At 66.3% G+C, this 13,448-nt stretch carries 12 protein-coding genes; 9 read left to right on the top strand and 3 right to left on the bottom strand.

Annotated elements, in window-relative coordinates:
• The first annotated feature begins 48 nt into the window (after positions 1-48).
• From ACQR07_RS21300 to ACQR07_RS21265, 8 genes are all read left to right on the top strand, one after another.
• Complete coding sequence (locus ACQR07_RS21300; protein WP_434904127.1) at positions 49-2,028, top strand: SPFH domain-containing protein; 1,980 nt, start codon at positions 49-51, stop codon at positions 2,026-2,028.
• Positions 2,029-2,057: 29 nt separating this feature from the next.
• Positions 2,058-2,582, top strand: coding sequence for a hypothetical protein (locus tag ACQR07_RS21295; RefSeq protein ID WP_434904126.1), 525 nt, complete (start codon positions 2,058-2,060; stop codon positions 2,580-2,582).
• A 90-nt stretch (positions 2,583-2,672) separates the two neighbouring features.
• Positions 2,673-3,521: a dienelactone hydrolase family protein gene (locus ACQR07_RS21290; protein ID WP_434904125.1), complete on the top strand. Its 849-nt coding sequence runs from the start codon at positions 2,673-2,675 to the stop codon at positions 3,519-3,521.
• Positions 3,522-3,661: 140 nt separating this feature from the next.
• The gene (locus ACQR07_RS21285; protein WP_434904124.1) at positions 3,662-4,492 is read left to right on the top strand and encodes a hypothetical protein; all 831 of its coding nucleotides are present in this window, start codon (positions 3,662-3,664) and stop codon (positions 4,490-4,492) included.
• 34 nt (positions 4,493-4,526) lie between these two features.
• Positions 4,527-5,354 carry a type 1 glutamine amidotransferase gene (locus ACQR07_RS21280; RefSeq protein WP_434904123.1) on the top strand — a complete coding sequence of 276 codons (828 nt, stop codon included), beginning with the start codon at positions 4,527-4,529 and terminating at the stop codon, positions 5,352-5,354.
• A gap of 225 nt (positions 5,355-5,579) precedes the next feature.
• Positions 5,580-6,407 (top strand): class II glutamine amidotransferase, encoded by an 828-nt coding sequence (locus ACQR07_RS21275; RefSeq protein ID WP_434904122.1) that lies wholly within the window; start codon positions 5,580-5,582, stop codon positions 6,405-6,407.
• A gap of 24 nt (positions 6,408-6,431) precedes the next feature.
• Positions 6,432-8,204, top strand: coding sequence for an N-acetylglutaminylglutamine amidotransferase (locus tag ACQR07_RS21270; protein WP_434904121.1), 1,773 nt, complete (start codon positions 6,432-6,434; stop codon positions 8,202-8,204).
• Between the two features lie 21 nt (positions 8,205-8,225).
• Positions 8,226-9,458, top strand: coding sequence for a carboxylate-amine ligase (locus ACQR07_RS21265; RefSeq protein ID WP_434904120.1), 1,233 nt, complete (start codon positions 8,226-8,228; stop codon positions 9,456-9,458).
• Between the two features lie 6 nt (positions 9,459-9,464).
• On the opposite strand, the gene ACQR07_RS21260 is transcribed toward ACQR07_RS21265, so the two are convergent.
• The 3 genes from ACQR07_RS21260 to ACQR07_RS21250 all read right to left on the bottom strand — a co-directional run bounded on the left by ACQR07_RS21260 (position 9,465) and on the right by ACQR07_RS21250 (position 12,348).
• Complete coding sequence (locus tag ACQR07_RS21260; RefSeq protein WP_434904119.1) at positions 9,465-10,670, bottom strand: amidohydrolase family protein; 1,206 nt, start codon at positions 10,668-10,670, stop codon at positions 9,465-9,467.
• Between the two features lie 110 nt (positions 10,671-10,780).
• On the bottom strand, positions 10,781-11,413 hold the full coding sequence (locus tag ACQR07_RS21255; protein WP_434904118.1) for an alpha/beta hydrolase: 633 nt from the start codon (positions 11,411-11,413) through the stop codon (positions 10,781-10,783).
• Complete coding sequence (locus ACQR07_RS21250) at positions 11,410-12,348, bottom strand: ring-cleaving dioxygenase (protein WP_434904117.1); 939 nt, start codon at positions 12,346-12,348, stop codon at positions 11,410-11,412. The genes ACQR07_RS21255 and ACQR07_RS21250 overlap by 4 nt, the downstream gene beginning before the upstream one ends.
• A 135-nt stretch (positions 12,349-12,483) precedes the next feature.
• On the opposite strand from ACQR07_RS21250, the gene ACQR07_RS21245 reads away from it, so the two are divergent.
• Positions 12,484-13,377 (top strand): LysR substrate-binding domain-containing protein, encoded by an 894-nt coding sequence (locus ACQR07_RS21245; protein WP_434904116.1) that lies wholly within the window; start codon positions 12,484-12,486, stop codon positions 13,375-13,377.
• The last annotated feature ends 71 nt before the right edge of the window (positions 13,378-13,448 follow it).

The raw sequence follows: 13,448 nt of genomic DNA, 5'->3' as shown, positions 1-13,448 counted from the left end.
GCGCGGCGGCAACAGCCGCCCCGGCCATGCGCGACTTGGAGACCCCTCATGGACATCACCACTCTGATCCAGCCGGCCCTCGCGGCCGGGGCGGTCATTGCGCTGCTTGCATTGCTGAAGCTTTCCAACGTCATCCGCTACATCCCCAACAACCAGGTCGGCATCGTCGAGAAGCTCTGGAGCATCCGCGGCTCCGTGGCCGATGGTTTCATCGCGCTGAACGGCGAAGCCGGCTTCGAGCCGGAGGTGCTGCGCGGCGGCCTGCACCTGCTCTTCCCCTTCATGTACCGCATCCACACCTCCGATCTCGTGACGGTCGGCCAGGGCAAGATCGCCTACGTCTTTGCCCGCGACGGCGCGCCGCTCGGCGCCTCGCAGGTGCTCGGCGCCAACGACAGCGACGACAGGAGCGACTTCCAGGACGCGCGCCGCTTTCTCTTGGCCGGCGGCCAGAAGGGCCCGCAGCGCAAGCTCCTGCGCGAGGGCACCTATGCGATTAACACGACGCAGTTCGCCATCATCACCGACGAGCGCGTCTATGGCCACGCGCTGAGCGATCAGGAGCGCATCGTGCTCGACGCCATGCAGCTGACGATCGCCGAGCGCTGGGGCTTCACGCCCGTCATCCTGGCGGCCGATCATGACCTGGTCGGCATCGTCACCGTGCATGACGGCCCGTCGCTGCCTCCCGGCGAGATCATCGCGCCCGAGGTCGGCACCGAGCTGCGGGACGCCGCGACCTTCCACAACAACTTTCAGGAGCCGGAGAAATTCCTCGCCGCCGGCGGCCATCGCGGCCGTCAGCTGCAGGTCATCGTCGAGGGCACCTGGTACATCAACCGCCTGTTCGCCACCGTCGAGAACGTGCCGAAGACCATCATCCCGGTCGGCAATGTCGGCGTCGTCATCTTCTACACCGGCCCGCGCATGGCCGACGTGTCCGGCGAGACCTATCGCCATGGCGAGCTGGTCTCCAATGGCGGCCGCGGCGTCTGGAAGGATCCGCTGCTGCCGGGCAAATACGCGTTCAACACCTATGCCGGCAAGATCGAGATCATCCCGACCGTCAACTTCATCCTCAAATGGGTGCGTGGCGAGGTCGGAGCGATGAAGCTCGACGAGAACCTGTCGGAGATCTCGCTGATCACCAAGGACGCGTTCGAGCCGACATTGCCGCTCTCGGTGGTGATGCACATCGACTACAAGAAGGCGCCGATGATCATCCAGCGCTTCGGCGACGTGAAGAAGCTGGTCGAGCAGACGCTCGACCCGATGGTCTCGGCGTTCTTCAAGAACGTCGCGCAGAAGATGACCCTGATCGAGCTGCTGCAGAACCGCGCCGCCATCCAGGAGGAGTCGGCGGCGCAGATGAAGGTGAAGTTCGAGGGCTATTCGCTGGAACTGCAGGAGGTGCTGATCGGCACGCCGCGCGCGGCACCCGGCGACCAGACCATCGAGAACATCCTGATCCAGCTGCGCATGCGCCAAGTCGCGCGTGAGCAGGTCGAGACCTTCCAGGAGCAGGAGAAGGCCGCGATCCAGGAGCGCACGCTCAACGAGGCCAAGGCGACCGCTGCCGCGCAAGCTGCGCTGACGCAATCGCTGATCCAGATCCAGGTTAATGAGAACGAGGGTGCCGCCGCGCTCGCCCGCGCGCAGAAGGATGCCGAAACCCGCAAGGTGACGGCCGCCGCGGTCGGCGAGCAGTCGCGGCTGGAAGGCCAGGGCGAAGCCGATCGTGCGCTGGCGGTCGGTGCGGCCAATGCGCAGGCCACAAAGCTCGCGGTCGATGCCTATGGCGGGCCCGAGTTCAGGCTGGCCGAGCAGAACTTCGCCAAGTTCGCCGACGCGCTGACCAAGATCAACCAGCCGCTGGTGCCGCAATTCCTGATGTCCGGCGGGCCGGGGCAGGAGAGCGGCAACTCGGGATTGATCCCGACGGCGATGCTGAGCTCGATGTTCGGCCGCATGATGCCCGAGGCGCTCGAGCAGCTGAAGCGCGAAGCCCCGCGCGCCGCGCGGCAGTAGGAGGGAACCAGGTGGGACGGCGAGCTGACATGTCGCTGACATCCGGCAACAGCTTGCCGTCACCGCTCCTGCGCGATGGTCGCGGCGAATTCAGCCGCTGCGTCGGCTGTTCCGAGATCAAGGTGAGACCCATGCGCAACTTGTTGATTACGGCCGGTCCGGCAGAAGATTCGTTTCGAGTGATGCTTCCTTCCAAGGACGGGACGTCGGCCGGCGACCAGCGCGCCCGCCGCTCGCGCGCGGATGGCCGTGCCGCGCGCAGGCCGCAGCAATTTCGCTGGGGGCGCCCGTCGCGTGCCGTGGTCGTCCTTCTCCGGGGCTTGAGGGCCACGCTGGCCGCCTTGCTGCCGGCAGAGACCGAGAGCGCTCCAGATGTGCGCGTTCATACGTCGGCGGCCGGATCCTCAGCCCGGCCGCGGCTGCGTGTCGTTCGCGATTGCGGCGGGGCGCTCGAAGCGCGGGCTGCGCTGCGCCCGGTCTGGAGCGGCCTCGCGGAGGAGGCGATCACCCCGCGCCATCGCGTCTGGCATTTGCGGGTCCGGGATCGGCGCTGATGATCAACCGGGCCGGCGAAGTCGCCAATCCCGATGGATACCCCGACGCGACTGGCCTAACCTGGAACTGATCTCGCGAGGCTCTTGCGCATGCATCGGTTCGGGTTGACTGCGTCGCTGCTCATCGCTCTGACCACTTGGAAGCAACCTGCCGCGGCCCAGACCATCGATCAGCCGGTCACGTTCAACGCCGCGTCCTACGTTCTCGGCCGGCTGCAACAGCGCAGCGCCTTGGAGCGCGGCGAGATGGTGGTCGCGACGTCCCAGGCGATCTCCGGCTATCTGTCGAAGCCTTCCGGCGACGGCCCGTTCGCAGCGATCGTCTACCTGCACGGATGTGCCGGACTGAGCGAGCTGACGCGCCAACATTTCGCCCGGCTGTTCTCCGGCTGGGGCTACGTGGTGCTTGCGGTCGATAGCTTTGGCCCCCGCGGCCTGGCGCAAGCCTGCACACGTCCGGCGCCCGATCGCCAGGCCGACGCCTGGGGGGCTTTGGCGTATCTCTCGTCGCTCCCGTATGTGGACCGGACGCGGATCGGCGTCGTCGGCTCCTCGCAGGGCGGGATGGCGGCGATGCGCCTTGCCTCGACACACGATGTGAAGATCTACGACGTCCCGGATGATCTCAGCTTCAAGGCCGCCGTCGCATATTATCCCGCCTGCAGCGTCGCTTCGAAATGGCTCGCGGTGCCAACGCTCATTCTGATCGGTGACAAGGACGATTGGACGCCTGCGCAGAACTGCCAGCAGTGGATGTCACTGCGTCCGGACAAAGGCGCTCCGGTCAAGCTCGAGGTCTATCCCGGCGCCTATCACTCCTTCGATAGTCCCCGGCCCGGCCGGTCCCTCTTCGGGCACTGGCTGCAATATGATGCGGATGCCACAGAGCGGTCGACCGCCGAGATGCAAGAATTCCTTGCGGTCCATCTTGGCAGGTAGTGGCCGGTCAAGGATGGCGTCCAACGGGCGGCGAGACTGCATGGGCGTCCTGCGGGCATCGGGGGCCGTTACGCTTGTGCCGGTCTCCATGTCGTGAGATGAACCCCGCGGGTGTGCCCCGTAAGAGGTTGAACTTGGCAATGACGTTGTCCCGGTATGTGCTGGCCGCTGCAGCACTGCTGCTCGCTACGAGCGCCCCTGCGGCCGACAAGCCCGGCGACATCAAGGGCACTGTGCTGGAGCCGTCGCCGGAGAATCTCGCGCTGACCTGGGCGAAGGCCAATCTCGTGCTGCCGGCAACGCTGGCCGGCGGGCGGCGCTGGGAGGGGCATGCCGAGGATGCGCCTGACGTGATCGGCATCGCTCCGCTGGTCGTCGTCATGCACGGGTCGAGCGGCGTGGCGCCGGCCATCAAGGAGTTTCAGGCCTGGCTCGCGGACGAGCTCGGCGCCGCCTCGGTCGCACCCGACAGCCTCGCGATTCCGGATCGGCTGACCTATACCTCGCCGATCGACGTCGCGACCTACGAGCGCGTCCATGACCTGCGGCTCGCCGAACTGCAGAACGCGCTCAAGGCGTCGCGCGACTGGAGCTGGGTCGACCGCTTGCGCGTCGTGCTCGCCGGCACCAGCGAGGGCGCGGTGGCGGTCGGCCGTTACGCCGGCAAGGACGCAGCCGCGCGGCTGATCTATTCCTGGTCGTGCGAGGACAATTATTTCGTCACGTCGCCGCGGCTCGGCATCGGCCCGAAAGAGCCGGTGCTGAACGCGATCTCGGCGCGCGATCCCTACTTCTCGGCAGTCAATCCGTGGAACAAGGATCGCTCCGTCACCGGGTCCTGCACCGCGGCGCTGAAGGACGATCCGAAAGCCGAGGTGATGGTGGTCGACGCCGACGTGCACACCATCCTGAACCGTCCCGATGTGCGCGAGCGGACCGCGCGCTTTCTTCGCGAGGTCCTGAGCCCGTGACTCGCGCTCGTTCGACTTGGAGATTGAGGCGTCGATGAGACTGCTCGTGCTCGAAGGCAACTCGCTGGCTGGTCGCCGCCGCTGGGCCGACGTTGCGGGCAGCACGCCGTCGGACAGCTACGCCGACCTGCTGCGCACCTTGGCGCCGGAGGCGGTGGTCGAGATCTGCACTCCGGCTGACGCGGATGCGCGGTTGCCGCAGCCGATCGAGGCCTATCAGGGCATCGTCATCACCGGCTCGGCTCTCAACATCTATCAGCGGGAGCCGGAGTCGCTGCGTCAGATCGAGCTGGTGCGCGAGATCTTTGCCCAGGGCGTGCCGATGTTCGGCTCGTGCTGGGGGCTGCAGCTCGCATCCGTCGCCGCCGGCGGCGAGGTCTCGCTCAATCCGGCCGGCCGCGAGGTCGGCTTCGCGCGCAAGATCACGCTGACAGAGGTCGGTCAGGGCCATCCTCTGCATGCCGCCCGCAACGCCGTGTTCGATGCGCCGGCCATCCACAGCGACATCGTGACCAAGCTGCCGCCGGATGTGACGGTGACCGCGCGCAACGCCATGAGCGAGGTGCAGGCCGCGGAGATCCGCAGCGGCCGTGGCCGATTCTGGGGCGTGCAATATCACCCCGAGTTCAGTCCCCAGGACATCGCATGGGTCCTGCTGCTCATCGGTCAGCCGCTGGTCAACGAGGGCTTTTTTGCGGATGCGGCTGAGCTCGAGCGCTATGCGTCGGACTTGGCGCTGCTGCAGCATCACCGTCACAGGCGCGATATCCTGTGGCGCCTCGGGCTGGATCAGGACATCGCCGATGACCGTCAGCGCCAGGCCGAGATCATCAACTGGATCGCCTCGCTCGACCGGACCTGAACCTGCGCGACCACGTGGTCTGCCCCGGATGAAGTGCGACGACATGTCCAGCAGGACGATACGCTCGTCATGAAGGAGCGCACGTCGTCGTCCCTGTCGTTTGAGTTCGCGCAGCGGCAAACAGCGGGAACCTGCCGCAGTCTGAGGCGTTCCTCCCTCGCCATGCGCGACATCGGACGCGGGTCGGCTCAATTCATCCGTTTCATCCGTTGGGAGAGGGCAAGCATGTGCCGCTGGATTGCCTATCGCGGAGAGACGACTGCGTTCGAGCACTACGTCACGGAGCCTGAGCACTCGCTGGTGACGCAGAGCATTCGCGCGCTCGAATCGACCGCAGGCACCAATGGCGATGGTTTTGGCCTCGGCTGGTACGGCGATCACTCGGAGCCGGGACTGTATCGCGAAACGCGGCCTGCCTGGTCGGACGAGAATCTGCGCTATCTCTGCCGCCACCTGCATTCGCATCTGTTCTTTGCGCATGTGCGGGCTGCGACGGGCACGGCGGTGACGCGGCAGAACTGTCATCCGTTTGCCTGCGGCCGCTGGCTGTTCATGCACAACGGCTTCGTCGGCAGCTGGAACCGGCTGCGGCGCAAGGTCGAAGGGATGATTCCGGATGCGCTTTATCCGTCGCGACTCGGCACGACCGACTCCGAGGCCGTGTTCCTCGCGATCGTCGGCGCCGGCATCGACCAGGATCCGATCGGAGCAACGCGCAAGGTCCTGCGCTCGCTCTGTGAGCTTGTCAACGAGGATGGCTTGCGCGAGCACCTGCGCTTCACTTCGGCGCTGTCGAATGGCCATGATCTCTACGCGTTCCGTTTCGCTGCCAACGATCGCGCCAACTCGCTCTACTACCGCGAGGACGGCGATCAGGTGATCGCGGTCTCCGAACCCTATGACAAGGAACCGGACTGGATCGAGGTTCCTCCTGATCACGTGCTGGTCGCGCGCGCGTCCGCACCTGCCGAATTCGTTCCGCTTTTTGCCGCAGGCCAGGCCGGCCTCGTCGCGGAACGCAAGCGATCACAGAGGGTTATCGGAGGCATGTAGAAGAACGGAGTTGGATGGTCCGCGATGTGCGGCATTTGTGGTGAAATCAGACATTCCGGTCAGCCCGCGCTCGCGGCGCTCGGCCGGGTCAACGATGCGATGCAGGCGCGTGGTCCGGATGGCGCCGGGCTGTTCGTGCAGGGCGGGATCGCGCTCGGCCATCGGCGCCTCAGCATCCTCGATCTCTCATCCGCCGCGCAGCAGCCGATGATCGATGCAGCGCTCGGGCTCGGCATCGCGTTCAACGGCTGCATCTATAATTTTCGCGAGCTGCGCAGCGAGCTGCAGGCCAAGGGCTATCGCTTCTTCTCTGACGGCGACACCGAGGTGATCCTGAAGGCGTACCACGCGTGGGGCAAAGCCTGCGTGCAGCGCTTCAAGGGCATGTTCGCGTTCGCGGTGTGGGAGCGCGACAGCGGCCGTGTCGTGCTGGCGCGCGACCGGCTCGGCATCAAGCCGCTATACTACACCGAAGGTCCGGGCTTTTTTCGCTTCGCTTCTTCGCTGCCCGCGCTGCTCGCGGGTGGCGACGTCGACACGTCGCTGGATCGAACCGCGCTGCATCACCTCTTCAGCTTCCATGCGGCCGTTCCCGCGCCACGCACCATCCTCAACGGGGTCAAGAAGCTCGAGCCTGCGACCTTGCTGACCATCGAACCCGACGGTACGCAGCGTCGCGAGCGCTACTGGCAGTTAATTGTCGGCGAGCAGCGCCCGACCGACCGCGCCATGAGCAAGGACGAATGGTCCGATGCCGTGCTGGAAGCCATGACCGCCGCCGTCGACCGACGCCGCGTCGCCGACGTTCCGGTCGGCGTGCTGCTGTCCGGCGGCCTTGACTCGTCGCTGCTGGTGGCGCTGCTGTCCAAGCTGGGACATGACGACATCCGGACCTTCTCGATCGGCTTCGATGCGGTCGGCGCGCACAGCGGTGACGAATTCCGCTACTCCGATGTCATCGCGCGCACCTTCGGCACAAGTCACGAGCAGATCAGGATCCGCGGCGATCGCGCACTGGAGGCGTTGCCCCAGGCCATCGCGGCGATGTCGGAGCCGATGGTGAGCCATGACACCGTCGCGTTCCACCTGCTGTCGTCGGAGGTCGCCAAGCGAGTCAAGGTGGTGCAGAGCGGGCAGGGTGCCGACGAGGTGTTCGGCGGCTACAGCTGGTATCCCGGCTTCCTCTCGGCGAATGATCCGGTCGAGCAATATCAGAACGCCTATTTCGACTGGAAGCATGCGGATCTGCAGCAGCTGCTTGCCCCCGATCTGCTCGGCGATGACGTGAGCCTCGAACTGGTTGAGCAATTCTTCGCCAATCATCGTGGTGCCTCAGCCGTCGACAAGGTGTTGCAGATCGACACCGAGATCATGATGGTCGACGACCCCGTGAAGCGGGTCGACAGCATGACGATGGCGTTCGGGCTGGAGGCCCGTGTTCCGTTCCTCGATCACGAGGTCGTCGAACTCGCGGCGCGGATTCCGGTGGAGCTGAAGGTCAAGGATGGCGGCAAGTACATCCTCAAGGAGGCGGCGCGCCGCTGTGTGCCGGCAGAGGTGATCGACCGTCCCAAGGGCTATTTCCCGGTGCCGTCGCTGCGCTATCTGCGCGGACCGTTCCTCGACTACGTGCGCGACGTCATGAGCAACGACAAGGCGCGCACGCGTGGACTCTATCGGCGCGAGTTCATCGACCACATGCTGCAGAATCCGGAAGCCGAGATGAGCCCGAAGGGGCACTCGCGATTGTGGCAGGCGGCGCTCTTGGAAGCCTGGCTGCAGACTCAGGGCATTTGACCGTCTGACAGGATTGATCACATGGGATTGGACCCGAAAATTCTCGAACGGCTCCGGCTGGACTTGAGCGATGACGAGCGGCGGCTCGTGATCCGCTCCGCGACCGGAAGCGAGGACGTCACCGAATACTCCTTCGGCATCGAGGAGGAATATTTCCTTTGCGACGCGCGCACGCTGGACGTCGCGATCCAGACGCCAGACGATTTGTTCGAGGCGGCCAACTGGTCGACCGGTGGGCAGGCCATGCGCGAGATGCTGCAGGCGCAGCTCGAGGTCGCGACCAACGTCCATGTCGATGTGGGCGACGCCCGCGAGGAGTTGAAATTCCTGCGCCGCGAGGTCGCCAGCGTCGCCAGCCAGTATGGTCTCACCATCCTGGCCTGCTCGACGCATCCGACCGCGCTGTGGCGCAGCTCGCAGCCCAGCCCGAAGCCGCGCTACGAGGAAATGCTGGAGGACCTGCGCATCGTCGCCCAGCGCAACATGCTGTGCGGCATGCACGTGCATGTCCAACTGCCCGATCCCGAGCAGCGTTTTGCGGTGATGCGCGCGATGATCCCCTACATCCCGGTGTTCATCGCGCTGTCGGCCTCCTCGCCGTTCTGGAATTCGCGCGAGACCGGCCTGAAAGGCTACCGGCTCGCCGCCTATGACGAATTGCCGCGTACCGGCCTGCCGGAGCTGTTCGCCTCCAAGCAGGAGTACGATCGCTACATCGCGGCGCTGACCACATCGGGAGTGATGCCGGACGAGAGCCATGTCTGGTGGGCGATGCGGCCGTCGCTCCGCCATCCGACGTTGGAGTTGCGCGCGCCCGACGTCTGTACCGCGGTCGATGATGCCGTCGCGGTCGCGTCGCTGTATCGCGCGCTCGCGCGGCATCTGTCTCTCAATCTCCACCTCGCAGACGCCGTCGGCAATGTCGAGCGGGCGATCGCGGTCGAGAACAAATGGCGGGCGCAGCGCTATGGCACCGATTGCCTGTTTGTCAGCGAGGAGGGGCCGGTCACCGGCCAGGAGGTCCTCAACCGGATGATCGCCGATGTCGCGCCGCATGCCGAGGCGCTCGGCTGCCTCGCAGAGGTCGAGCGCTGCCGCACCATCATGCAGTTCGGCAGCTCCGCCGACTACCAGCTGCAGGCCTACCGTGAATCCGGCGGGCAACTCTCTGCCGTGACGCGCTGGATCGAAGCCGCGACCATCTCGCGCGCCGAGCCGCCGCGCGAGTCGGTGCCGGTCGAACCGGCGCAATGATGCAGCCTAGGCGCCTGACCTGAGGACCCGGCCGTCGCGTGCAACGAGGCGGCCATCCTTGTAGACATCGCGTCCCCTGGGCACGGCAACGACCGCCTCCGGCACGTGCTCCGCATGCAGCGTGACGAAGTCGGCTCGGGCGCCGATGTGCAAGCCGTAGTCTGCCAGCCGCAAGGCCTTGGCGCCGGCGTCGGTGACGAGGTCGAAGCCGATACGCAGCTCGTCATCGATGTAGAAGCCCGAGCGGTAGCCGACCATCATCGCCCGGTTCAGCAGATCGCCGTCGCCATAGGGCCACCATGAATCACGAATGTTGTCGTTGCCGCTGAACACGGTGACGCCGGCTTCTCGCAGCAACGCGACCGGAGGGAAGGGCCGCGCGCCCGGGGCGTTGGTCATGATCGCAACGCCTGACGTGGCCAGCACCTCGGCAATTGTCTTCAAGGGATCCGCCGCGAGATCGCCGAGCGCATAGGCATGGCTGACCGCGACATGCCCTTGCATGTCCAGAGCCCGCGTGCGTGCGGCGATCTGCTCCAGCTCGAACAGTCCGAGCATGCCCGGATCGTGCAGATGGATGTCGACGTCGACACCATGCTTGTGAGCCACGCCGAACACGACGTCGAGATGCTTCTCGACGTCGCGGTCGAAGCTCGCCGGATCGAGTCCGCCGACCAGGTTCGCGCCGAGTTTGATCGCCTCGTCGAGCAGCTCCGGTGTGCCCGGGCTCTTGAGGATGCCGCTCTGCGGAAACGCGACCAGCTGGATCTCGATCAGGTCGCGATACTCTTCGCGCACGCGCAGGATTGTCTCAAGGCTTTTGAGACCGACCGAGCCGTCGACCATGACGTGGCTGCGCATTCGCGTGGTGCCGTGGCCGATGCAGAGGTCGAGCTGGTTGCGTGCGCGCACGTCCATCGGCGCGGCCGCGGCCATGTTCTGCGCCTGGAAGGTGACGCGCTCATGCACGTCGAAGCCGTTGGTGCAGGGCTTGTGCGGCTTCCAGGCATCGCCGTAGAAGCTGGTGTCGAGATGGATGTGGCCCTCAACGAAGCCGGGAACGACCAGCGCGCCGCCGAGATCGATCACCTCGCGCGCGTCGGGCCGTTCGGCTTCGGCCAGCAGCCCGCTGATCCGGCCAGCATCGACGGTGATCGCATGTCGCGCGCCGCGGTCGAGCCGCGCATTGATGAACAGCTTGTCGACGGCCATCTCGCCAGATCCTCCCACCTTCCGCCAGCATCGAACCGCACGGGCCGATGCTGGCACCGATGGAAGCATTCTCGATCAGGATCGATCGAAGCCGCAAGCGCAGATGCTGGTCAGGCTGCAATCGCCTGCGGCAGTCCGGCGAGCCAGTCGCGGGCGAGTGCGATGTCCGCCTGCGACAGCTGATGTCCGGCCGGCAGCGTCGTGTGGGTCACGTCGGCGCCGGCGTCGATCAGCTGGGTGCAGAGCTTTGCCGAGTTGCTGGCAGGCACGATCGGATCGGCGAGGCCCGACAGCAGCAGAATTGGCTTGCGCGCCAGCCTGGCGGCCGGCGGCTGCTTGAGCGGGACCATGGCGCGGAACAGCACTGCGCCGGCCAGCGCGTCCGGCTGCAGCAGGAGCAGCGCGGCGGCGATGTTGGCGCCGTTGGAATAGCCGACCGCTACGGGAGCTGCGATGCCGTAGCGCTGACGTGCCTCGCCGATGAAGGCGCCGAGTTGCAGCGCCCGCTGCCGCACATCGTCCTCGTCGAACACGCCTTCCGCCAGACGGCGGAAGAAGCGCGGCATGCCGTGCTCGAGCACCTGCCCGCGCGGCGACAGCAGCGCCGCACCGGGCGACAGCGTGGCGCCGAGCGGCAAGAGATCGTTCTCGTCCCCGCCGGTGCCGTGCAGGAGCAGCAGCGGCGCTGCTCCCGCGTTGCTTCCGGGCTGGAAGCGGTGCGTGAAGGACAGTCTGCCGGTCATGATGCGACCTCCTCGAGGTTGGGCAGCACGCCCTCGATCTGCTTGCGGTGCGTCTCGAGGAAGGCGGGCAGCTTCAGGTTTCGCCCGAGCTCGGCGACCGGCTCGTCGACCGCGAAGCCCGGAATGTCGGTCGCGATCTCGAACAGCACGCCGCCCGGCTCGCGGAAGTAGATCGAGCGGAAGTAGTTGCGGTCCCGCTGCTCGGTCGGGTGCAGCCCGTGGCGATCCACCAGCTGCTGCGCCATCACGCCTTGCGCCGCATCGTCGGCGGCACGGAACGCGATGTGATGCACGGAGCCGGCGCCCTGCGCGCCGCGCAGAAAGCCCTTGGCCTCGTAGATGTCGACCACGCTGCCCTCGGCATCGCCCGGCGCCTTGAAGCGGATCACCGAGCCTTCGCGACCCTGCTCGGCAAAGCCGAACACGTCGGTGAGAACAGCGGCGGTCTTCTCGGCGGAGTCGAGCAGCAGGGTGACGCCATGGAAGCCGCGGATGGCGTGCTCGGCCGGAATGTCGCCGTTGCTGTAGCCGGGCTCGTTCTCCGCGCCGGGGACGCCGACCAGCGCCAGCGCCATGCCGTCGGGATCTGTGAACGGCAGGACGGACTCGCCGAAGCGCTTCTCCAGCGCCTCATAGGCGATGCCTTTCTCGGTGAGGCGCTGCGTCCAGTAGCCCAGCGAACGCTGCGGCACGCGGAACGCGGTCTGATGGGTTTCGCCGACGCCGCGGCGGCCCGGCCGCGCGCCGGCCCAGGGGAAGAAGGTCAGGATGGTGCCGGGACGGCCGGTCTCGTCGCCGTAATAGAAGTGGTAGGTGCCGGGATCGTCGAAATTGACCGTCTTCTTGACGAAGCGCAGGCCGAGGTCGCGGGTGTAGAAGCCGAAATTGCGGATCGCATCGCCGGCGATCGCGGTCACGTGGTGCAGTCCGGGCATGTGGATCTCCTGTCGGGAGGCCCCGAAGGGCCGTTGAACTCTTGGACGCCATATTGGACTGCTTTGATTTGGAGACAATCCGTGCTCTTGTGACGTCTCTGTCTACGATTTGGCGACAATGGCGGTCCGGAGACCATGGACAAGCTCGGCAGCCTCAGGGCCTTCGTGAAGGTGGTCGAGAGCGGCAGCTTTGCCGAGGCTGGTCGTCAGCTGCGGCTGTCGCGCTCGGCGATCTCGAAATATATCGGCGAGCTCGAGCAGAGCCTCGGCGTGCAGCTGATCGTCCGCACCACCCGTCACGCCAGCCCGACCGAGGCCGGGCAGCGCTATTTCGAGCGCGCGGTTGCGATCCTGGCCGATCTCGATGCTGCCGATCAAGCCGTCAGCCAGTCGCAGGCCGCGCCGCGCGGGCTGCTGCGCGTCAACGCACCGATGTCATTCGGCACGATGCGGCTCGGGCCGGTCGTGGCCGACTTCATGGGGCGCTATCCCGAACTGCAGCTGCAGATCGTGCTCAGCGACGATCTGCTCGATCCTGTGCAGGACGGCTTCGACGTGACGCTCAGGATCGCCGAGCTGGAATCATCCAGCCTGGTGGCGCGGCGGATCATGCCGGTGGAGCGCGTGATCTGCGCCGCGCCGTCCTATCTAGCCAAGCACGGCACGCCCGCGAGCCCGGACGCGCTGCGCCGTCACACCTCGCTGACCTATGGCTTCCTGATGATCGGCAACCAGTGGAAGCTCAGCGGCGCCGATGGCGACCACTGGATCCAGCCGGCCTGGACGTTGTGCGTCAACAACGCCGAGGTGCTGCGCGACGTCGCCATCAAGGGGCAGGGCATCGCGCTGATCCCGCGCTTCATCGCGGCCGACGCGCTGGCCAGCGGCGCGCTGACGGCGATCCTGCCCGGCTATACCGCGCCGCCGCTGGCGCTCTATGCGATCTATCCGCCGACCCGGCATCTGTCGGTGAAGGTGCGGCTGTTCATCGATTTCCTGGTCGAGCGTTTCGGCCCGAGCGGGGCGTGACCACGCCTTGGGCCGGTGGTGACCGGCAAAACGGCTCGAAGCTTTAACCCGGCGCTGCTAGGGTCGGGCGG

The organism is Bradyrhizobium sp. HKCCYLS20291, from assembly GCF_051167715.1.
GTDB lineage: Bacteria > Pseudomonadota > Alphaproteobacteria > Rhizobiales > Xanthobacteraceae > Bradyrhizobium.
This window is presented reverse-complemented; position numbering and strand designations above follow the sequence as displayed.